The following is a 19,794-nucleotide window of genomic DNA, read 5'->3' as shown; positions in this document are numbered from 1 at the left end:
GAGCGTCGCGGCAAATCCCACCGGACCTGCGGGAGCGTCGCGGCAAATCCCGCCGGACCTGCGGGAGCGTCGCGGCAAATCCCGCCGGACCTGCGGGAGCGTCGCTCGATGAAAGAGCCCGGCGTGTTCAGCGAACACACCGGGCTCTCGTTGTCAGCGACGGGACGGAAGCGTCAGGCGACGTTGTTGGTGTAGTCCAGGTCCCGGGTTTCCCGGCTGACAAACAGTGCGATCAGCGTCAGCACGGCCATGGACGCCAGGTACACGCCCACCAGCACGGTGCTGCCACCGGCCTGTTCCCAGAGCCAGACCGCGATGAACGGAGCCACCGCAGCACCCAGGATGCTGGAGACGTTGTAGCTGATGGCGGAGCCGGTGTAGCGGACGTTGGTCGGGAACAGCTCCGGCAGCAGCGCACCCATCGGACCGAACGTCAGGCCCATGAGCGAGAAGCCGATGACCAGCAGGGCCATGGTGCCCACGAACCCGGCGCTGAACAGCGGAACGAACAGCAGGCCGAAAGCCAGGATGCCGAAGGTCACGGCGATCAGCATCTTGCGGCGGCCGAACTTCTCGGCCAGCGGGCCGGAGACCAGGGTGAAGATGCCGAAGAACACGACGCCGGCGATCAGCATCCAGAGGAAGTCGTTCCGGGTGTAGCCCAGGCCCGGGACGAACGCGGCGGCAGCGGCTTCGGTCATCGGCTTGCCGGCCTTTGCGGCCGCGGCCTTCGCCGTCTCCAGGCTGGAGGCACGGGTGCCGTAGGTCAGCGTGAACGTCGTCATCAGGTAGAAGAGCACGTAGGTGGCGAGCATGATGAACGTGCCCAGGATCAACGGACGCCAGCTGGTCCTGAAGACCCGCGCCAGCGGCAGCTTGGCGACCTCCTTGGATTCGATGACCTTGGTGAAGGCGGGGGTTTCGATCAGCTTGAGCCGGACCCAGAGGCCGATGATCACCATGACGGCGCTGGCCAGGAACGGCACGCGCCAGCCCCATGCCTCGAAGGCCGCAGGGGTCAGGGTGTAGCTGAAGACCAGGAAGATCACGTTGGCGATGATGAAGCCGATCGGAGCACCCAGCTGCGGGAACGTGCCGTAAATGGCACGCTTCTTCGCCGGGGCGTTCTCAGTGGCGAGCAGGGCCGCGCCGCTCCACTCCCCGCCGAGGGCAAGGCCTTGGGCGAAGCGCATCACGACGAGCAGGGCCGGAGCCCAGAACTCCCAGCCGGGAACGGTCGCCGTCGGAAGGCAGCCGATCAGGAAGGTGGCAATCCCCATGGTCAGCAGCGAGGCCACCAGAGTGCCCTTGCGGCCGAACTTGTCACCGAAGTGCCCGAAGACGATCGAGCCGAGCGGCCGGGCGATGAACGCGACGCCAAAGACGGCGAAGGAGCTCAGGAGCTGCGTGGTCTCGTTCTGCCCGGGGAAGAAGAGCTTCGGGAAAACCAGCACGGCGGCGGTGGCGTACACGTAGAAGTCATAGAACTCGACGGTGGTGCCGATCAGGCTGGCGACAATCACGCGGCCGCGCGAGTTCACCTGCTTGGCGGACCCATGCTCCGCGGAGGTTGCGGTGGAGGACATGTAGTAGCGCTTTCATGAAGACCGGACGGAATTGCCCCAGAGCCCGATGCCCCGAGCCGCCCGGCTAGGGATTCGTATATGTCTGATAATAGTTCCCCGCGTCCATTGAATGGACAATCATTCCATTATTTGGACACTTGGGGTTGTCTCACGTGGTGGTCCTCACAGCGATCCTCACACCTTAATAAAGGCTCCGATAGGCAAACGTCACAGCACGTTAATAAACCGCGACCGTCCCTGAAACGCGGCGTACCTACCTTGGAATGACAACACCCCCCAAGGAGGTCTCCCAAGTGACTGCTGAACGCACCGCCGAAATCGGCACCGCAGATGCCGCTGCAGCCCGCGCTGCCGGCACCCTGACCCTTGACCACCGGCCCGGCCGCTGGATCGCCAACTGGGACGCGGAGAACAAGGAACAGTGGGAGTCCGCCGGCCGCGCAATCGCCCGCCGCAACCTGAACTGGTCCATCTTCGCCGAGTTCCTGGGCTTTGTTGTCTGGCAGCTGTGGTCGATCGTGGTGGTCCAGCTTCCCAGCGCAGGGTTCAAGTTCTCCACCAACGAGATCTTCTGGCTGATCTCCATGCCGAGCCTGGTCGGCGCCACGCTGCGGATCCCGTACACGTTCATGGTGCCGCGTTTCGGCGGCCGCAACTGGACGATCGTCTCGGCGCTGCTCCTGCTGCTCCCCACGCTGGGTCTGGCGCTGTGCGTGTCCAACCCGGCCACCCCGTTCGGCCTGATGCTGTTCGTGGCGGCGCTGGCAGGCTTCGGCGGCGGCAACTTCGCGAGCTCCATGGCGAACATCACCTTCTTCTACCCTGCCCGAGAAAAGGGCTGGGCCCTGGGACTGAACGCCGCCGGCGGCAACCTCGGTGCCGCCGTCGCACAGCTGGCCGTGCCGATCGCCATCACGCTCCTGGCCGCCGGCACCGTCAACCTGCCCGTCGCCGGGCTCATGTGGATCCCGCTGATCCTGCTCGCAGCCTTCGGCGCCTGGAAGTACATGGACAACCTCACCAGTGCCAAGGGCGATGTCGCCGGCTCGCTCGCCGCGCTGAAGGAACCGCACCTGTGGATCATGGCGCTGCTCTACATCGGCACCTTCGGCTCCTTCATCGGCTTCGCCGGCGTCTTCCCCAAACTCATCAAGGACTACTTCCCGGCCTTCTCCTCCATCTCCGTCGGCGCCGTGGCCCTGTCCCTGGCGTTCCTCGGCCCGCTGGTCGGATCCTTGGCCCGCCCCTACGGCGGCCGCCTGGCGGACCGCAACGGCGGCGCCCGCATGACCGTCACGGCGTTCGCTGCCATGGCCGTCATCACCCTGACCATGATCTGGACCATCCCGCTGAAGAACTTCTGGCTCTTCCTGGTCCTGTTCCTGCTCCTGTTCACCGCCAGCGGCTTCGGAAACGGCGCCACGTACCGCATGATCCCGGTCATCTTCGCCACCTCCAGCCGGGCAGCGCGCTCCGGTGCCAGCACGGTCACCACCCAGCGACTCGCCTCCTCGGCCCTGGGCCTGATCTCGGCGATCGGTGCCTTCGGCGGATTCGTCATCCCCCAGGTGCTCAACGCCTCCAACACTGCCAGCGGATCCTACACGTCGGCCTTCTACGGATTCGTCGGGGCCTACGTCCTGATGCTCGCCGTCTGCTGGTTCTACTACATCCGCAACGCCAACCGAAACGCGATGGGACACGTCTAACATGACCACCGGCGCCGCCACGCACTGCCCCTACTGCGCCCTGCAGTGCGCCATGACGCTCACCTCTCCAGCGGCCCCGGCCGCAAACGGACTGACCCCGGCTTCCCAGCCGGGGTCAGACCCCGTTCCCGCGGCGCCGGCCCCCGCCGTCGACACGCCGCCGCTGCTCACCGTGGCCGGCCGGGACTTCCCCACCAACCGCGGCGGCCTATGCCGCAAGGGCTGGACCTCGGCCTCCCTGCTGAACCACCGGGGCCGCGTCACGGAGCCTCTGTTGAAGGGCGCCGACGGCGTCCACCGCCCGGTCAGCTGGGACGAGGCCCTCACGCTGATCGTCTCCGCAGTGCAGCAGGCCCGGGCCGAGCACGGGCCGGACGCCGTCGGCGTGTTCGGCGGCGGCGGGCTCACCAACGAGAAGGCCTACCAGCTGGGCAAGTTCGCCAGGCTGGCGCTGGGCACCTCGCGGATCGACTACAACGGCCGGTTCTGCATGTCCTCCGCCGCCGCGGCCGGCATGCGCGCCTTCGGCCTGGACCGCGGGCTCCCCTTCCCGCTGGCGGATCTCGACGCCGCCAGCGCCATCCTGATGCTCGGCTCCAACGTGGCCGAGACCATGCCGCCGTTCGTGCAGCACCTCCAGGGTGCGCGCGACGCCGGCGGGCTGATCGTCGTCGACCCCCGGCGCTCCGCCACCGCGGCGTTCACCGCCGACGGCGGCGGCCTCCACCTGCAGCCCCTGCCGGGCACCGACCTCGCCCTGCTCCTGGGCATCTCCCACGTGGTGATCCACGAAGGCCTCGCCGACGCCGCCTACATCGCGGACCGGACCACCGGCTACGAGACGCTCGTCCGCAGCGTCGGAAGCTTCTGGCCCGAACGGGTCCAGTCGATCACCGGCGTCCCCGCCGGCCTGATCCGGGACACCGCCCGGCGGCTGGCCGACGGCGCCGCCAAGGGCGGCAGCTACATCCTCACCGGCCGCGGCGTCGAACAGCATGTCGACGGCACCGACACCGCCACGGCCGCCATCAACCTCGCCCTCCTGCTGGGCCTGCCCGGCTCCGCCCGCAGCGGCTACGGCACGCTGACCGGCCAGGGCAACGGCCAGGGCGGCCGGGAACACGGTCAGAAGGCCGACCAGCTCCCCGGCTACCGGAAAATCACCGACCCCGCGGCCCGCGCCCACATGGCCGGAGTCTGGGGCGTGCCCGAATCCCTGATCCCCGGCCCGGGCCTGCCCGCCGTGCAGCTCCTGAAGTCCCTGGGGCAGCCCGACGGCGTCCGGTGCCTTTTCGTGCACGGCGCCAACGTGGCGGTCTCCGCCCCGGATGCCAACGCCGTCATCGCGGGCCTGCGCAGCCTGGACTTCCTCGTGGTGTGCGATTTCTTCCTCTCCGAGACCGCCGCCGAGGCGGACTTGGTCCTGCCCGTCACCCAGTGGGCCGAGGAAGAAGGAACCCTCACCAACCTCGAAGGCCGCGTGCTCCGGCGCCGCCGGGCCATCACTCCCCCGCCCGGGGTGCGCAGCGAGCTGTGGATCATGACGCGGCTGGCCGAGCTCCTGCAGGCGCCCTCCACCTACAGCGACGATCCCGAGACCGTGTTCGAGGAGCTCCGGCTCGCGTCCTCCGGCGGCCTGGCCGACTACTCGGGTATCGACTACGCCATGCTGGACCGCGGCGAGGCTGCCTACTGGCCGTTCCCCGCCGGCACCGCCGGCACGCCGCGGCTGTTCCTGGACGCCTTCGCCCACGCCGACGGCCGGGCCGTGTTCACCGCAGTGACGCCCCGGCGTCGTACTTCCCCGGCAGCCGCGGCTGAGCGCGACCGTGCCGTACAGCCCGGCAAGCCGATGACCCTCATCACCGGCCGGCTCATGGAGCACTACCAGTCCGGGGCACAGACCCGCCGGGTGGCCGCGCTCCTCGATGCCCGGCCCGAGGCGCGGCTGCAACTGCACCCCGCCGCGGCCGCCGCCCAGGGCATCGCCGACGGCGATTTCGTCGCGGTTTCCAACGGGCGCGGAGAGGTCAGCTGCCGGGCCGAACTCAGCACGGACATCCGCCCTGAGACGGTGTTCCTGCCGTTCCACTTCCCGGAACTCGAGAGCGCCAACCGGCTCACCGAGGCGGCCACGGACCCCATTTCCGGGATGCCCGAGTTCAAGACCAGCAAAGTGTGGATCCGCCCGGCGCTTTCCGGGGATGCAGTGTCCGTGGATGCCCTTGCCGGTGATCACAGCGGTGTTCACACCCGCGTTCTTCAAGCAGAGGAGACCTCATGACTGAGCGGATTGTGGTGGTGGGCTTCGGACCCGTCGCCGCGCGGCTGATCGACGAACTGCTGCCTGCCGTGCGCGGCGGCTTCGCCCACCTGACCGTGGTCGGCGAAGAGCCGGAGGCCGCGTACAACCGCGTCCTCGTGGCGGACCTGGGCGTCGGCCGTACGACGCCGGGCGCCCTGGCCCTCGCGGACGCGGCCGCTCTGGTGGCCGACGGCGTCGACGTCCGGCTGGGCGTCCGGGTGCGGCGCGTGGACCGCGCCCGCCAGCAGGTGGTCCTCACCGACGGCACCTCCCCGGGCTACGACCGGCTGGTCTTCGCCACCGGCTCCCGTCCCGTCATCCCCAACCTCACCGGGCTCAACCCGGACCCGGCCGCCCCCGTGCTGCCGCCGGGCGTGACCGCCCTGCGCGATCTGCGCGACGCGGCCGTGCTGCATGCCGCGGTGGCCGGCGGCAAGCGCGTGGTGGTCCTGGGCGGCGGCGTCCTGGGCCTGGAGACCGCGCTGGCCGCGGCGGAGGAAGGCGCCACCGTCACCGTGGTGCACAACGGCCCGCACCCCCTGGGCAGGAACATCGACCGCGGCGGCGGCGCGGTCCTCGCGGCGTCGTTGCGGAACTGCGGCGTGCGTGTGGCCGGGAACGCCCGCTCCACGGGCGTGGAGCACAACGCCCCCGACGGCGGGTTCTCGGCGCTGCTGCTCGATGACGGCTCCGCGATCGACGGCGACCTCCTGGTCCTTTCCTGCGGCGTCCGGCCGAGGACTGAACTCGCCGAGGGCTGCGGCCTGTCCACCGCCGCCGGCATCCTGGTGGACCACCGGTTGAGGGCGCACCACGAGCCCCACATCTTCGCGATCGGCGACTGCGCGGAGGTCCGCTGCCCGGACGCCGAATGCGTGGAGTGCCGGACCGCGCGCGGCCCCTCCGGCCTGGTGGGCCCGGGCTGGCGGCAGGCCGAATGGCTCGCAGAATATCTGACCCTGCTGGCGTCCGGTTCGCCTGCCGAGGCTGAAGCGTTGCCCGCGCTTGCAGCCGAACTGCCGGGGGTGATCGTGCTCAAGGCCCGCGGCATGAACATGGCTGTGGCCGGTGACGTGTCCGCCGAGCCGTGGGACGAGGAAGCCCTGACCGCGGGTGCCATGAACGGCCGTCCACGGTTGCAGATTGCCCAGTGGGCCGATCCCGAGCACGGCCGCTACGTCAAGATGACCACCCGCGCCGGTGTCCTGGAGGGCCTTGTGGCCGTGGGCATGCCGCGCACCTCCGCCGAGCTCGTGCAGCTGTTCGAACGCGGCGCCGAACTCCCCGCAGACCGCTCCCTCCTGCTGCGCCTGGACGGGCCCGACCAGCTGGCCGCCCCCGGCGCCGCAGACCCCGCACGCACGGTGTGCCGCTGCGCTGGGGTCAGCGGGACGGCCATTGCCGCGGCGGCCTCGGAGGGCTGCTCAACCGTCCCCGAAGTATCCGAGGCCACCCGCGCCGGCACCGGCTGCGGCGGCTGCCACGACGACATCAGGGGAATCATCGAGGCCCACTTTCAGGGGGCGGTTGCCTGACGGGCAGCCATGACGCCTTGCGGCGCGAGCGCTCTCGGCACCAGCGGCCAGACGGATCCCACTAGGCTGCGCTGTCGAAAGCCTTCTGCCACTGGGCATGCTCGCGGCCGGCATCCAGCCGGCGCCTGGCCGTCCACCTCGGCAGGTAGTCCGGCGCCGGCAGCTCGCGGGCCGGCTGGGGATTGGCTGCCTTCCGGGCTACGGGCACGGGCCGGGCCTGCACGGGTCTGGCCACAGGGCGGCCCGGAACGGGCCTCCGGCGGTAATCCGGCTTCGAGTCGACCACCGTCCAGTTGATAACGGCGCGCATAATGAGCACGAACACCCAAATTCCGAACGCAGCCAAGATGTATTGCCAAAACAAGGCCAGCAGCACGATCGCTATTATCACGAAAACGAACATATCGCCACTATGGCACATGCGACACGCTCGGAGATAGGGCTTTTTGCTCCCCGATTGCGGGCCTTTCTCCCCTTTGCACCGGCACCGGGACAGGCGTGTACTGAAGGTAGGCCCCGTTCGTCTGCAGGAGGCATCCCATGAACGTTTCGGTCTTTTTGGCCCTCGGCGCAGTGGTTGTGATCGCCGTCGTGCTGCTCCTGACGAGGAGCCGGGAGCCCCACCAGCGCGCCACGGTGCTGACGCGGACCGGGGCGGGCGTCATGGCCGTGTTCACGGTCCTCGCCGGCGTCTTCACCGCCAGCTACGCCATGCAGGATCCGGGCGGAAATGCCGGGCTGCTGCTGACCCTCGCCTGGGTGGTCCCGATGCTCATCCTCGCGGTTTCGGCGTGGTTCTGGCCCGCTGTCACCTCCCCCCTTCTTCTGGCGCTGTCCTCCGCGTTCATCGCCGCGTGCCTCTGGCTCGCGTTCGACCCCACGGCCCTGCGCAGCTTCCTCAGCGACAACGGGCCCGTCATCGCCGTCAGTGTCATCACGCTGGCGTTCCCGGCCGCCGTGCTCGGCCTGAAACGCACCGCACTGGCCGGCTGGCTGCTGGTCGGCCTGGGCGTGCTGCCGCTGCTCATCACGCTGATCGCACGGTCCGGCCCGCTCGCCTCGCTCACCGCGGCCAGCGTCGTCCCCCTGATCTCGGGCATCTGCTACCTCGTCGCGGCCAAAATGATCGGCGCAGGCAGTGCGTCCGAAGACCACCGGGCGGCCGCCGCCTAAACCCGGCGCACCTAAGGCCGCGTAACGCGAATCGGGCCGCAGGCGGCCGGCGGGTAGCATCGGGACCATGAGCGCCGACGACGACGACATCACCGAAGAACTGCTGGCCGACGCCGGGAAACTCACCGGCCTGAGCCTGGAACTACTCGGGCTTGACCCGCACCCGGACGACATGACGGCCGAGCAGCGGCTCCAGTTCGATCCGGAAGACCTCGAGGAAATGGCGGCCGCCTCACCGGAGGGCCGCGAGGAGTCCGTGCGCCGGACCCGCCTGCTGGCCGGCCTCCTCTGGAACTCGTCCGGCATTCTGATCGACCAGCTGTTCCGTGACCTGGGAACGCTGGGCACGCTCGAGGAAATCACCGCTGCCGACATCGCCGGGACCTCGGTCCTGTCCTCGCTGCCGCCGCAGTTCGCCTCCGGCTATGACGCGAAGTTCACCCAGAAGTTCATCGCCGTCGCCGCCGATGTCACGGCGTCGCTGGTCCGCGGCTGGACCGCCCCCGGCTGCCTCGCCGCGGAACTGGCCGTGCGCTGCCTGCTGGACCAGGCCGCCATCACCGAGGACATCTACGAACTGGACCTGCCGGAGGACTGGCGGGCCGGCGTCGAGGAAGTCCTGCTGGAGGACGCCGAGAGCACTGCGCTGTACTCCGACGACGCCGAAGCTCCGGCCCCCGCCGGAAACCTCGGTTTTGATCAGTGGTTCACGCCGTTTGCCCCCGGCGATTCCGTTCCGCCCTACGCCTGCGCCTGACGCTGCTTGGCCAGCCAGGCCAGATAGTCCTCGGTGAAGCGCTGGACGCCGTCCCACTCGGTGTAGACGTAGTCCCGGGACGTGTCGGTGTCCAGGGAGCCCTTGTCGCCGGCGATCTTTTTCATCATGTGCTTCTTGATGAACCCGTAGTGGGTGTAGAGCAGCGCGCCGGCGAACAGACCGACGTGTGAGGGCCGCCAGCCCGTGTCCTCCTCGAACTTCGTCACATAGCCTTCCGCGTTCTCATGGTCCCCGTGCGCGGCGAGGCTGACCGAAACCAGGGCGGAGGGCAGGCGCTCGAGTTCGGCGCGGTTCTTCTTCACGAACTCGGCGACGTGCCCCTCGTGCTTGCCCATGTGAACCGAGGCGGCCACGATCACGCCGTCGTAGCCGGCCGGGAGGGCGGTGCCGGAGTGCTTGAGGTCCGCCGCCTCGGCCTGGTGTCCGTGCGCCCGGATCAGTTCGGCAATGTAGTCCGCAATCTGGGCGGTCTGTCCTTCAACGGTCCCGTACGGAACATAGATGTTGGCCATGACTCAGTGTGGGCGCGGCGGGGAGGCCGTTCTAGGGTCTAACGCCCCCGGGCAGCCCCGCGACCGTAGGCGGTCACGGAACTGCCCGGCGGTACTAGCCCGGCACGGGACGTGCCGGGCTAGTACCCGGATGGCTGGTCGAACCTCTGGCCGGCCGGGTTGGACGGCAGGATGGTCATCACCAGGAGCGCCAGTCCGCCGAGGAACGGCACCAGGATGACCAGGATCAGCCAGGCGCTCAGGTTGACGTCATGCAGGCGCCGGGCCAGGAGGGCCAGGGAGGGAACAATGGTCGCCAGGCCCCAGATGACAGCCAGGACGATTCCGACGACGGCGCTCGGGCCCAGAATGGCGGCGCCGGACGGGGTGGTGGTCATTCCGGTGCTCGTGATGATGTTGATGATGATGCCGACGACGAACGCCACCAGGGCCCACCACCAGTACTCACTGCGGCTGGCCCGGCCGGAGAACGTGGCGTACTTCTTGAAGAACCGCTGGACGGCCTGCTGGAGGCTGGCGCCGTAGAGCGGAGCCCAAAGCGGCGGCTCACCGGCGGTCTGGGCGGGAAACGCATTCGGCTGCTGCGGATAGCTCATGTAGTCCCCTTGGATGAGTGCGGATGACGAGACTCATCCTAGGGCCGGGCACGGGCCAAAATGCAGGTTGGGCGGTGAGAATTTACACCGCGTTCATCCGTGCGCGTGCACGACGCACTCCTGGCGCCCGGAATGAAAAGTATGCTTACCATGTAACGGACAGCCTCTCTTGAAAGGACGACCCCATGACTGACAACGGAAACAACGGCGACGGCTTTGTGGTTCCGGACCCGTCAAAGCTCCGCGAGGACATCCCCGGCGACGCGGGCGACGAGGCCAACGCCATCCGGTTCAGCGAAGAGCAGGCCCTGGTCGAGGAGCAGTCCCACGGGATCCGGCCCGAGCGCTACGACATTCACGCGGGCGGGCCGACGATGTTGGAAGGACGCGGGAACATGGACCTGCCGCCGGAGGACGCGGAAGGGTCACGCGCGGGCGACAGCAGCGACGACGGCCTGCACGGCGGCGCCGAACTGTAAGAAGCCGAACGGCGGGCACCGGCACATCCACCATCCACGCGGGGACTCTGGAGGCACCTTTGAAGCTCTTGCTTACCTCAGGCGGCGTGACGAACCCGAGCATTCATGCCGCGCTCGTGCAGCTTCTCGACAAACCGGTCGCCGAGTGCCGCGCTCTGGTCGTCCCGACAGCGCAGTGGGGTCACCCGATGTGTGGACCGGCATCGGTGCTGGGCCTCCTGGCCGCCGAGCCCGGCTCCCGGCACCTGTCCGGCCTGGGATGGGCGTCGCTCGGCGTCCTCGAGCTCACCGCGCTGCCCACCATCGGCGCGGACCGCTGGGTCCCCTGGGTTCGTGAGGCCGACGTGCTCCTGGTCGACGGCGGCGACGCGACCTACCTGTCCCATTGGATGCGGGAGTCCGGGCTGGCCGAGCTGCTGCCGTCACTGCCCGGCACTGTATGGGTGGGAGTGAGCGCCGGAAGCATGGTGATGACGCCCCGGATCGGGGAATACTTCGTCGAGTGGCCGTCCGCATCCGACGATCGGACCCTGGGGGTGGTGGACTTTTCGATCTTCCCGCACCTGGACGCGTTCCCGACCAACACCCTGGCCCACGCCGAGCGGTGGGCCGCCGACATCGGCGGCCCCGCCTACGCCATTGACGAACAGACCGCTATCAAGGTCGTCGACGGCTCCGTCGAGGTGGTTTCCGAAGGACAATGGAGGAAGTTCGGGCGGTAGGTGCCCCGGCGGAGGACACCTGTCCCGCTTCGGCTCTTGACGGCGGCGTCCGGACGGCATGTGATGGACGGGACTGACCCCCGGACCATCCCACCTGCCGGACGCCCGCCGTCCGGAACGCCGAAAGGACACCGAATGTCCCTGTTCGACTCCGCCCTCTGGGAGGGCAAGATTTACCTCAACGGCTGGCGCACCGGCGGCGGCGGGAGCAGCCCCGTCGTCGAACCGGCCACCGGCGGGCAGCTGGGCAGCTACGGCGTTGCCTCGGTCGATGACGTCCGCGAGGCCGCCACCGCCGCGGCGAAGGCGCAGAAGGAGTGGGCGGCCCGCAATCCGGAGGAACGGGCCGCCGTCCTGCGCCGCGCCGGCCAGCTCTGGGAGGAACACGCCGCCGAAATCCAGGACTGGATCGTCCGCGAATCCGGAGGCATCCCGCCCAAGGCCGGGCTGGAAACGCACATCGCCGCCAACGAATGCTACGAGGCCTCCGCGCTGCCCTCACTGCCCGCCGGGGACGTGCTCACTTCCAACGAGAACCGGTGGTCCTTCGCCCGGCGCCGGCCGGTCGGCGTCGTGTCCGTGATCGCCCCGTTCAACTTCCCGCTGATCCTGTCCATCCGCGCAGTCGCCCCCGCCCTGGCCCTCGGCAACGCCGTGTTGCTCAAGCCGGACCCGCGGACCACGGTGTGCGGCGGCGTGAGCGTGATCCGGATCTTCGAGGAGGCAGGCCTGCCGCCGGGGCTGCTCGCACTGCTGCCCGGCGGCGCGGAGATCGGCACCGCCGTCGTCGAAGCCGAGGAGGTGCGCGTGATTGCCTTCACGGGGTCGACGGCGGCCGGCCGGAAGATCGGCGAGACCGCCGGCCGGCTGCTCAAGCGCGCCCACCTGGAGCTGGGCGGCAACAACGCGCTGATCGTGCTGCCCGGGGTGGACATCGCCAGGGCGGCCTCGGCCGCGGCGTTCGGTTCGTTCATGCACCAGGGCCAGATCTGCATGGCGGCCGGGCGGCACATCGTGCACGAGGACGTCTACGACGACTACGTCGCGGCCCTGTCCGAGAAGGCCGCCCACCTGCCGGTGGGTGACCCGAAGAGCGGCACCGTGGCGCTCGGCCCGGTCATCGACGACCGGCAGCTGCAGCGGGTGGACGGGATTGTCCAGGACGCGGTGCAGGCCGGTGCCCGGCTGGCCGCGGGGGGAACCCACGACGGACGCTTCTACCGGCCCGCCGTGCTGGTGGACCTGAGCACGGACAGCCCGGCCTGGAAGGACGAGATCTTCGGCCCGGTGGCGCCGGTGATGAAGTTCTCCACCGTGGACGAGGCCGTGGCGCTGGCCAATGACAACGAGTACGGGCTCTCCATCGGCATCCTGGGCGACGTGGGCCTGGCCATGACGATCGCCGACCGGCTGGACTCGGGGAAGGTGCACATCAACGAACAGACCGTCTCTGACGAGGCGAACTCCCCCTTCGGCGGCACGAAGAACTCCGGCAACGGCTCACGGATCGGCGGCCATCACGCCAACATGGAGTCGTTCACCGAAATCCAGTGGCTCACCATGCGTCCGGACATCGCCCCATACCCGTTCTAGGCCCCTTTTCAGGCCCCCGTCCCTGCCGCGTCCGCCCGCGCTGCCGCGGTTTCCAGCAGCTTCTCCAGCCAGTGCTGGTGCTGCTTTTCGATGCTGCGCTTGACCACCGGGCCCAGCAGCGTGGCGAAGATTCCGCCCTGGACTTCCTCGGTCACGATCAGCGTGCCGCCGTTGTCCGTGCGCTGCAGGTCCCATCGGTGGTAGCCGGTGGACCCGCGGCCGGCGCCCTCCCAGCCCAGCCGGGTGCAGGGTTCGAATTCGCGCACCGTGCTGGCGACCCGGAGGCCGAACGTGGTCCAGGTGAACCGGGAGGCGGCACCCAGTTCCGCCGTGCCGCCGTCGATCACCACGTCCTTGGCGTTGCGGTACCAGGCGGGCCACCGGGTTGCGTCGATGAGCACCGGCCAGAGCTGCTCCGGGGTGAGCCGGGTGTGGATCTGGTTGTAGGCGTAGACCCGCGTCGTGGCGGGTTCGAAGCCCGCGGGCCAGTCGGCGGTGGGGTTCATTTGCTGCTCCTGAACTGCAGGCGGAGGTAGGCGTCGAAGAGGCCTGACCCCAGGAATCGGCGGGACTGGACAATGGCTTTTGCGGCCGGGGTGACGGTGTATCGGGGCCGGGGTCGCCGCGACGTCACGGCGTGCTCGACCGCGCTCGCGACGGCGTCGGGTTCGGCGGCGAGAACCGGCGAAGCATAGGAAGTGGCCATCTGCTCGTCCGCGGCGGCCCTCAGGGCCGCATACGGGCCTGCCGCATCCCCGGAGGCGGCCAGGGTCCGTGAGGCGGTGGCGCCAAAGCCCGTGCGGATCAGGCCCGGAGCGATCAACGAGGTCCGGATGCCGAACGGCGCGGCCTCGAAGCGGAGCGCGTCCGTGATGGCCTCCACGGCGTACTTGGTGGCGTGATAGTAGCCGCCGACGGGGAAGGTGACCCTGCCACCCATGGAGCCGATGTTGATGATCCGGCCGGCGCCGGCCGCCCGCATCCCCGGCAGGACCAGTTGGATCATGCGGGAAAAGCCAAAGACGTTGGTCTCGAACTGCTGCCGGACCGCGTCCAGGTCTGCCTCCTCGATGGTCCCGTACTCGCCGTAGCCGGCGTTGTTGATGAGGGCGCCGACGCTGCCGTGCTGTTCCTCCACGGTCCGCACGCCGGCGGCCATGGACGCCGCGTCCGTGACGTCGAGCGCCAGGACCCTGGCCCCGGCCGCCTCAAGATCGGCAATCGCCGACGGATTGCGCGCCGTGGCGTAGACGGTGAACCCGGGCCGGGCGAGCAGCCGTTCGGCGCTCGCGCGGCCAATACCGGAAGACGCGCCGGTAATCAGTACAGCGGTGGTCATGGTTGTTCCTTTGCGAAAGTAAGGGTGTTGAAGCCGGCGACGAAAATGCTGACGCCCCGGCGCAGGCGGTCGGGCAGGGCGTCGGGGTCGGCGACTCCCGCCTCCAGGCCCCGGGTGAAGGCCAGGAGGATCTCGGCCGCTTCCCGGGCGTCGGCCGCCGGGTAAACCTCCTGGAGCGTCCGGGCGAGCAGGCCGTGCATGGACTCCTCGTAACGCCCGAGCACCTCGGCTGAGACCCGGGTGTCGACACTGAGGAGCTCGGCCGCGTGCGCCGGGCTGTCACGCCAGATCTGCATCACGAGATCGAGCTTCGCCAACAGAATTCCGGCCAGACGGTCCTCGGGCCGCCCCTCAGTCTCCGCTGCCCGCTGGGAGGCGGAAAGCGCACCGTCCAGCAGACGGGCCACCAGCGAGCGGAAGACGTCATCCTTGCTGCGGAAGTACTGGTACAGCGCCGGCCGGGAAATGCCGGCCTGGTCCGCCAGGTCGTGCATCGTCGTCCGGCGCGTCCCGTGGCGGGTGAAGCACACATAAGCGGCGTCGATGATTTCGTTTGAACGATCGCTCACTCTGACAATATATGCAAATAATGTCAGATTGTAAATGCGGCTCGATGTCGCGGCCGCCCCGGTTAAGGCGAAGGAACCGGCCTCCTGAAGAGGCCGGTTCCTTCTGATTCTCTGCTACGTGCCGCGTTCCTACATGTGCACGTGAAGCCGGCGGGCGGCTTCGGAAATGGAGCCGCTCAGCGACGGGTACACGGTGAAGGTGCTGGCGACGTCGTCGACGTGCAGCTTCTGGGTCACAGCGATGGAGACCGCGAAGATGAGTTCAGAGGCGTTCGGGCCCACCACGATGCCGCCGATCACGGTGCCGGAGCCCTTGCGGGCGAAGATCTTGACGAAGCCGTCGCGGTGGTTGCGCATCTTGGCCCGGGCGTTGCTGCGCAGCGACAGCTTAATGATGTCCGCCTGGTACTTACCGGACTCGATCTCGGCCTCGGACACACCCACGGAGGCGATCTCGGGCGAGGTGAAGATGTTGGACGCGACCTGGTGCAGCTTGATCGGCATGACGGCGTCGCCCAGGAAGTGCGCCACGGCGATCCGGCCCTGCATCGCGGCCACGGAGGCCAGGGCGAGGACTCCGGTGCAGTCGCCCGCGGCGTAGATGTTCGGCGCGGTGGTGCGGGAGACGCCGTCGACCTTGATGTGGCCGCTCTCGGTGAGCGCGACGCCGGCCTCCTCCAGGCCGATCCCGGCAGTGTTGGGGATGGAGCCGACGCAGACCAGGCAGTGGCTGCCGGTCACGGTCGAGCCGTCGCCGAGGGTGACCACAACGCCGTCGGCCGTCCGCTCCACGGTCTCGGCGCGGGCACGGGAGAGCACCGTCAGGCCGCGACGTTCGAAGACGCCCTCAAGGACCTCGGCAGCGTCGGTATCCGAGCCCGGGAGCACCCGGTCGCGGCTGGAAATCAGGGTAACCTTGGACCCCAGGCCGTTATAGGCCGAGGCGAATTCCGCGCCCGTGACGCCGGAGCCGACCACGATCAGCTCTTCGGGGAGCTCGTCCATGTTGTAGATCTGCGCCCAGTTCAGGATGCGTTCACCGTCCGGACGTGCGGTGGGCAGCTCGCGCGGGTGGGCTCCGACCGCGACCAGGATGGTGTCGGCCTCCACGGTCTCGGTGCCGTCGGCGGTCAGAACCTCGATGGTGTGGTTGTCCAGCAGCCGGCCTGAGCCAATCAGGATGCGGACGTTCTGGTGCTCCAGCCCGGACTGGATGTCCTCCGACTGCTTCCGCGCCAGGCGCAGCAGGCGGTCGTTGATGTGCTTGAGGTCCGCGCGCATCGCAGGGGCAAAGTCGCCGCCGTCGACGTCGAACTTGACCCCCAGCTCCCCCGCCTCACCCACGCGGGTCATCAGGTCCGCCGTCGCGATCAGGGTCTTGGACGGCACGACGTCGGTCAGCACCGCGGATCCGCCGAGTCCGGCACGTTCGATGATGGTGACCTGCGCCCCCAGCGAGGCGGCGACCATGGCGGCTTCGTAGCCGCCCGGCCCTCCGCCGAGAATTGCGATGCGGGGTGAGCTGAAGTCAGGATGCGTAGTCACAATCCACCATTGTCCACCATCCGAACCGGAGCCACCAAGAATCGGGGCCGCGGCGCGGTGCTGGGCAGCAGGCGGGGCGCACGGTAGCTTGTACCGGTGAGCACAACAGAATTCCTCAACAAGGACCCCTTCGACGCCGCCCGCGCCGCCGCTGACTACATCGCCGAAGAGACGGGAGTCGACACCCACGACGTCGCCCTGGTCCTCGGCTCGGGCTGGGGCGACGCCGCCGAGCTGATCGGCGAGACCACCGCCACCCTGTCGGCCGCCGAAATCCCCGGCTTCTCCGCACCGTCTGTAGTGGGGCACGTGGGCACCATCCGCTCCGTCCTGACCAAAGAAGGCAAGCGAGCCCTGGTCCTGGGTGCCCGCACGCACTACTACGAGGGCAAGGGCGTCCGGGCCGTCGTGCACGGTGTCCGCACCGCCGCGGCCGCCGGCTGCAAGACGCTGGTGCTGACCAACGGCTGCGGCGGCCTCAACGAGGACTGGGCCCCGGGCACCCCGGTGCTGATCAGCGACCACATCAACCTCACCGCCACGTCGCCCCTGGAGGGCGCCACGTTCGTGGACCTGACGGACCTGTACTCCGCCCGCATCCGCGGCCTGGCCCGCGAGGTGGACCCCTCACTCCAGGAAGGCGTGTACGCCCAGTTCACCGGCCCGCACTACGAGACACCCGCCGAAGTGCAGTACGCCAAGCGGATCGGCGCGTCACTGGTGGGCATGTCCACCGCGCTTGAGGCCATTGCCGGCCGGCACGCCGGCATGGAGGTCTTCGGGGTCTCGCTCGTGACCAACCTCGCGGCCGGGATCAGCCCCGTGCCGCTGAGCCACGAGGAAGTCCTGGAGGCCGGCGAGGCCGCCGGGCCGCGCATTTCCAAGCTCCTCGCGGAGATCATCGCCAAACTCTGACCACGGCCCGTGGTCGTCCTGGATTGATCCCGGGACCTGGGCTGATACCGGGTCCTGGACTGCTTCCGCGGCTACTCCGCCGCCAGGTAGTCCAAGACCTTCGCCTTGTCCGCCGGGAACCGCCGCTCCATGGAGTCGGCGATCCCGGCGATGCTCTGCCGCGCCAGCGCCTGCCGCCACGCGAGCTCCGCCTGGCGCATCGTCTGCGAAATAAGGCATGACCGGGTGAAGTCCCCCTCCCGGGCCGGCTCCGGGACATTCCCCAGGATCGCCTCACACCGGAAGGCCGGCTCGGCCCCCTCCAGGGCCAGGACGATGTCCAGCACGGAGATGTTCTCCGGCCTGCGCGCCAACAGGAAGCCGCCGCGGGGACCCGAGACGGAGTCCAGGACCCCGGCCCGGACCAAAGACTGGAACTGCTTGTTCAAATAGGCGGCGGGAAGCCGGTAGTACTCCGCGAGCCGGGCGCTGTTCACCGGCTCGCCCGGGGGTGTCCAGGCCATGTTGACGCAGCTGTGCACGGCCCATTCGACCCCTCGGCCCATCTTCATATTCCAGACGCTACGTGTCCGGAAATTTAGGTGTCAAGGGCCCCGGCCGTGGGCGGGCGTGATGCAACTGAAACCCCGGCTCCCGGTTGTCAGGGGCGGGATCGCGCCCGATTGGCGATAGTTTGGTTCCTATGACGTCTTCTGATGCCGACCTCGCCCGACTCCTGAGCGACGCCCGCGACTGGGCAGACCAGGACCCGGACCCTGCCACTGCCGCCGCCCTGTCCGAGTTGATCCGCCTCACCGATGACGGCGTCGCGGCGGCCCGGCAGGAGCTGGCCGACAGCTTCAGCGGCACCCTGCAGTTCGGCACCGCCGGGCTGCGTGCGGCCCTCGGCCCGGGCCCGAACCGCATGAACCGCGTGGTGGTGCGCCGCGCCGCAGCCGGTTTTACCGCCTTCCTCACCGGCGCCGTCGGGCAGGCCTCCCCCGGCACCCGGCCGCGCGCCGTCGTCGGCTTCGATGCCCGCCACAACTCCGACATTTTCGCCGCGGAAACCGCCGCGATCCTCACCGCCGCCGGCGTCGAGACGTTCCTGATGCCGGCCGCCCTGCCCACGCCGCTGCTCGCCTACGCGGTGCGCGCCCTGGACTGCGACGGCGGCGTGATGGTCACCGCCAGCCACAACCCGCCGCAGGACAACGGCTACAAGGTGTACCTGGGCCGGCATGCCGTCGAGGAAAGCGGCCGCGGCGCCCAGATCGTGGCGCCCTACGACGCCCTGATCGCGGCGGAGATCGACGCCGTCGGCGCCCTGGACACCGTGGCCCTGGCCACGGACGGCTGGACCGTGCTGGATCCCTCCATCGCCGCCGACTACGAGGCCGCCGTCGCCGCCCTCGCGGCGCCCGGGCGCTTCCCGGCCCGCGGGCTGAAGATCGTCCTGACGCCCATGCACGGCGTGGGCGGGGACACGGCGGCGGCCGTGCTGAACGCCGCCGGGTTCACCGACGTCATGCTGGTCGCCGAACAGGCACAGCCGGACCCGGACTTCCCCACCGTGAATTTCCCCAACCCGGAAGAGCCCGGCGCCCTGGACCTTGCCCTCGAGACGGCGGCACGCGAGGACGCGGACCTCGTGATCGCCAACGACCCCGACGCCGACCGGGCAGCGGTGGCGGCGAAGGACCCTGCCACCGGCGCGTGGCGCATGCTGCGCGGCGATGAGGTCGGCGCCCTGCTGGGCGCCCATGTCGTGGCGCGGCTGGCCGCCGCCGGCGAGCCGCCGGCGGGAGTGTTCGCCAATTCGATCGTGTCCTCGCGGCTGCTGGCGAGGATTGCCGCCGCGGCAGGCTACGCCCATGAGGAAACGTTGACCGGGTTCAAGTGGATCGCCCGTGTTCCGGGGCTGGTCTACGGCTACGAGGAGGCGCTGGGCTACTGCGTTGCCCCGTCCCTGGTGCGCGACAAGGACGGCATTTCGGCCGCGGTCCTGATCGCCGAACTCGCCGCCGCGGCCAAGGCCGAGGGCAAGACGATCTTTGACACCCTGGACGAGCTCTACCTGGTGCACGGACTGCACACGAGCGACCAGCTCAGCATCCGGGTGGCCGATCTCGGCCTGCTGGATGCCATGATGAACCGGCTGCGGGTGAGCCCGCCCGAGTCCTTCGGCGGCTCCGGCGTCGAGACCGTCACGGACCTGGCCGCGGGCAGCGAGCAGCTGCCGCCTACCGAGGGCCTGCTGTACCTGACGAAGGATCTCACCCGCGTCATCATCCGGCCCAGCGGCACGGAACCGAAACTCAAGTGCTACCTCGAAGTCATCCGCAGCGCCGGCTCGGCGGCCGAACTGCCGGCGGCCCGGGCCGAGGCCCGCGCCGCGCTGGACAGCGTGCTCGCCGACGTCCGCGAAGCCCTGGGCCTCTAGCGGAGGCGTCTCGCGG

The 19,794-nt window shown here is 69.3% G+C and carries 19 protein-coding genes; 10 read left to right on the top strand and 9 right to left on the bottom strand.

What is annotated here, in order from left to right; all coding sequences use genetic code 11:
- Window positions 1-173: 173 nt before the first annotated feature.
- Window positions 174-1,586: an MFS transporter gene (locus CFN17_RS13035; protein ID WP_208748217.1), complete on the bottom strand. Its 1,413-nt coding sequence runs from the start codon at window positions 1,584-1,586 to the stop codon at window positions 174-176.
- Between the two features lie 293 nt (window positions 1,587-1,879).
- Here CFN17_RS13035 and CFN17_RS13030 point away from each other — a divergent pair, with 293 nt between their 5' ends.
- Genes CFN17_RS13030 through CFN17_RS13020 form a run of 3 tightly spaced genes read left to right on the top strand, consistent with a single transcriptional unit; the run spans window position 1,880 to window position 7,135 of the window.
- Window positions 1,880-3,295 (top strand): MFS transporter, encoded by a 1,416-nt coding sequence (locus tag CFN17_RS13030; RefSeq protein WP_208748216.1) that lies wholly within the window; start codon window positions 1,880-1,882, stop codon window positions 3,293-3,295.
- Between the two features lies 1 nt (window position 3,296).
- Window positions 3,297-5,579 (top strand): molybdopterin oxidoreductase family protein, encoded by a 2,283-nt coding sequence (locus CFN17_RS13025; protein WP_208748209.1) that lies wholly within the window; start codon window positions 3,297-3,299, stop codon window positions 5,577-5,579.
- On the top strand, window positions 5,576-7,135 hold the full coding sequence (locus CFN17_RS13020) for an FAD-dependent oxidoreductase (RefSeq protein WP_208748207.1): 1,560 nt from the start codon (window positions 5,576-5,578) through the stop codon (window positions 7,133-7,135). Before CFN17_RS13025 ends, CFN17_RS13020 begins: the two co-directional genes overlap by 4 nt.
- A 61-nt stretch (window positions 7,136-7,196) precedes the next feature.
- Here CFN17_RS13020 and CFN17_RS13015 read toward each other — a convergent pair whose 3' ends face one another.
- Window positions 7,197-7,538, bottom strand: a complete 342-nt coding sequence (locus tag CFN17_RS13015) for a hypothetical protein (protein ID WP_208748205.1) — start codon at window positions 7,536-7,538, stop codon at window positions 7,197-7,199.
- 137 nt (window positions 7,539-7,675) lie between these two features.
- On the opposite strand from CFN17_RS13015, the gene CFN17_RS13010 reads away from it, so the two are divergent.
- Together CFN17_RS13010 and CFN17_RS13005 are read left to right on the top strand one after the other, a co-directional pair.
- The gene (locus tag CFN17_RS13010) at window positions 7,676-8,308 is read left to right on the top strand and encodes a hypothetical protein (protein ID WP_208748203.1); all 633 of its coding nucleotides are present in this window, start codon (window positions 7,676-7,678) and stop codon (window positions 8,306-8,308) included.
- Window positions 8,309-8,375: 67 nt separating this feature from the next.
- The gene (locus CFN17_RS13005; protein ID WP_208748202.1) at window positions 8,376-9,065 is read left to right on the top strand and encodes a hypothetical protein; all 690 of its coding nucleotides are present in this window, start codon (window positions 8,376-8,378) and stop codon (window positions 9,063-9,065) included.
- Here CFN17_RS13005 and CFN17_RS13000 read toward each other — a convergent pair.
- Window positions 9,050-9,598, bottom strand: a complete 549-nt coding sequence (locus CFN17_RS13000; RefSeq protein ID WP_208748199.1) for a flavodoxin domain-containing protein — start codon at window positions 9,596-9,598, stop codon at window positions 9,050-9,052. The genes CFN17_RS13005 and CFN17_RS13000 overlap by 16 nt on opposite strands.
- A 119-nt stretch (window positions 9,599-9,717) precedes the next feature.
- A complete protein-coding gene (locus tag CFN17_RS12995; RefSeq protein ID WP_208748197.1) occupies window positions 9,718-10,194 on the bottom strand; it encodes a DUF805 domain-containing protein in 477 nt (158 codons plus the stop codon).
- A 185-nt stretch (window positions 10,195-10,379) separates the two neighbouring features.
- Here CFN17_RS12995 and CFN17_RS12990 point away from each other — a divergent pair, with 185 nt between their 5' ends.
- The 3 genes from CFN17_RS12990 to CFN17_RS12980 all read left to right on the top strand — a co-directional run bounded on the left by CFN17_RS12990 (window position 10,380) and on the right by CFN17_RS12980 (window position 12,988).
- Window positions 10,380-10,673, top strand: coding sequence for a hypothetical protein (locus CFN17_RS12990; protein WP_208748195.1), 294 nt, complete (start codon window positions 10,380-10,382; stop codon window positions 10,671-10,673).
- 59 nt (window positions 10,674-10,732) lie between these two features.
- Window positions 10,733-11,395: a Type 1 glutamine amidotransferase-like domain-containing protein gene (locus CFN17_RS12985; protein WP_208748194.1), complete on the top strand. Its 663-nt coding sequence runs from the start codon at window positions 10,733-10,735 to the stop codon at window positions 11,393-11,395.
- A 135-nt stretch (window positions 11,396-11,530) separates the two neighbouring features.
- A complete protein-coding gene (locus tag CFN17_RS12980; RefSeq protein ID WP_208748192.1) occupies window positions 11,531-12,988 on the top strand; it encodes a benzaldehyde dehydrogenase in 1,458 nt (485 codons plus the stop codon).
- Between the two features lie 8 nt (window positions 12,989-12,996).
- Here CFN17_RS12980 and CFN17_RS12975 read toward each other — a convergent pair whose 3' ends face one another.
- From CFN17_RS12975 to CFN17_RS12960, 4 genes are all read right to left on the bottom strand, one after another.
- Entirely contained in the window at window positions 12,997-13,494 is a 498-nt protein-coding gene (locus CFN17_RS12975) for an SRPBCC family protein (protein WP_208748190.1), read from the bottom strand.
- Window positions 13,491-14,327 (bottom strand): SDR family NAD(P)-dependent oxidoreductase, encoded by an 837-nt coding sequence (locus tag CFN17_RS12970; RefSeq protein ID WP_208748188.1) that lies wholly within the window; start codon window positions 14,325-14,327, stop codon window positions 13,491-13,493. The genes CFN17_RS12975 and CFN17_RS12970 overlap by 4 nt, the downstream gene beginning before the upstream one ends.
- Complete coding sequence (locus CFN17_RS12965; RefSeq protein WP_208748186.1) at window positions 14,324-14,896, bottom strand: TetR/AcrR family transcriptional regulator; 573 nt, start codon at window positions 14,894-14,896, stop codon at window positions 14,324-14,326. The genes CFN17_RS12970 and CFN17_RS12965 overlap by 4 nt, the downstream gene beginning before the upstream one ends.
- Before the next feature lie 129 nt (window positions 14,897-15,025).
- Window positions 15,026-16,441, bottom strand: a complete 1,416-nt coding sequence (locus CFN17_RS12960; protein WP_208748184.1) for an NAD(P)H-quinone dehydrogenase — start codon at window positions 16,439-16,441, stop codon at window positions 15,026-15,028.
- 96 nt (window positions 16,442-16,537) lie between these two features.
- Between CFN17_RS12960 and CFN17_RS12955 the strand changes: the two genes are divergently transcribed.
- On the top strand, window positions 16,538-17,356 hold the full coding sequence (locus CFN17_RS12955; RefSeq protein ID WP_208748183.1) for a purine-nucleoside phosphorylase: 819 nt from the start codon (window positions 16,538-16,540) through the stop codon (window positions 17,354-17,356).
- 71 nt (window positions 17,357-17,427) lie between these two features.
- Here CFN17_RS12955 and CFN17_RS12950 read toward each other — a convergent pair whose 3' ends face one another.
- Window positions 17,428-17,907 (bottom strand): Rrf2 family transcriptional regulator, encoded by a 480-nt coding sequence (locus CFN17_RS12950; RefSeq protein ID WP_208748181.1) that lies wholly within the window; start codon window positions 17,905-17,907, stop codon window positions 17,428-17,430.
- A gap of 131 nt (window positions 17,908-18,038) precedes the next feature.
- Between CFN17_RS12950 and CFN17_RS12945 the strand changes: the two genes are divergently transcribed.
- Window positions 18,039-19,778, top strand: a complete 1,740-nt coding sequence (locus CFN17_RS12945; protein ID WP_208748179.1) for a phospho-sugar mutase — start codon at window positions 18,039-18,041, stop codon at window positions 19,776-19,778.
- Window positions 19,779-19,794 lie beyond the last annotated feature (16 nt).

Origin of the sequence: Arthrobacter sp. PM3, assembly GCF_003352915.1 — a bacterium.
GTDB lineage: Bacteria > Actinomycetota > Actinomycetes > Actinomycetales > Micrococcaceae > Arthrobacter.
Note: the sequence above shows the minus strand (reverse complement) of the source record. Positions and strands in the feature narration are given on the sequence as shown.

What these genes read in the sequence shown, in the direction of transcription:
- CFN17_RS13035 (WP_208748217.1), bottom strand. Translation starts at nt 1,586, where the DNA reads ATGTCCTCCACCGCAACCTCCGCGGAGCATGGGTCCGCCAAGCAGGTG.
- CFN17_RS13025 (WP_208748209.1), top strand. Translation starts at nt 3,297, where the DNA reads ATGACCACCGGCGCCGCCACGCACTGCCCCTACTGCGCCCTGCAGTGC.
- CFN17_RS13020 (WP_208748207.1), top strand. Translation starts at nt 5,576, where the DNA reads ATGACTGAGCGGATTGTGGTGGTGGGCTTCGGACCCGTCGCCGCGCGG.
- CFN17_RS13015 (WP_208748205.1), bottom strand. Translation starts at nt 7,538, where the DNA reads ATGTTCGTTTTCGTGATAATAGCGATCGTGCTGCTGGCCTTGTTTTGG.
- CFN17_RS13010 (WP_208748203.1), top strand. Translation starts at nt 7,676, where the DNA reads ATGAACGTTTCGGTCTTTTTGGCCCTCGGCGCAGTGGTTGTGATCGCC.
- CFN17_RS13005 (WP_208748202.1), top strand. Translation starts at nt 8,376, where the DNA reads ATGAGCGCCGACGACGACGACATCACCGAAGAACTGCTGGCCGACGCC.
- CFN17_RS13000 (WP_208748199.1), bottom strand. Translation starts at nt 9,598, where the DNA reads ATGGCCAACATCTATGTTCCGTACGGGACCGTTGAAGGACAGACCGCC.
- CFN17_RS12995 (WP_208748197.1), bottom strand. Translation starts at nt 10,194, where the DNA reads ATGAGCTATCCGCAGCAGCCGAATGCGTTTCCCGCCCAGACCGCCGGT.
- CFN17_RS12990 (WP_208748195.1), top strand. Translation starts at nt 10,380, where the DNA reads ATGACTGACAACGGAAACAACGGCGACGGCTTTGTGGTTCCGGACCCG.
- CFN17_RS12980 (WP_208748192.1), top strand. Translation starts at nt 11,531, where the DNA reads ATGTCCCTGTTCGACTCCGCCCTCTGGGAGGGCAAGATTTACCTCAAC.
- CFN17_RS12975 (WP_208748190.1), bottom strand. Translation starts at nt 13,494, where the DNA reads ATGAACCCCACCGCCGACTGGCCCGCGGGCTTCGAACCCGCCACGACG.
- CFN17_RS12970 (WP_208748188.1), bottom strand. Translation starts at nt 14,327, where the DNA reads ATGACCACCGCTGTACTGATTACCGGCGCGTCTTCCGGTATTGGCCGC.
- CFN17_RS12950 (WP_208748181.1), bottom strand. Translation starts at nt 17,907, where the DNA reads ATGAAGATGGGCCGAGGGGTCGAATGGGCCGTGCACAGCTGCGTCAAC.
- CFN17_RS12945 (WP_208748179.1), top strand. Translation starts at nt 18,039, where the DNA reads ATGACGTCTTCTGATGCCGACCTCGCCCGACTCCTGAGCGACGCCCGC.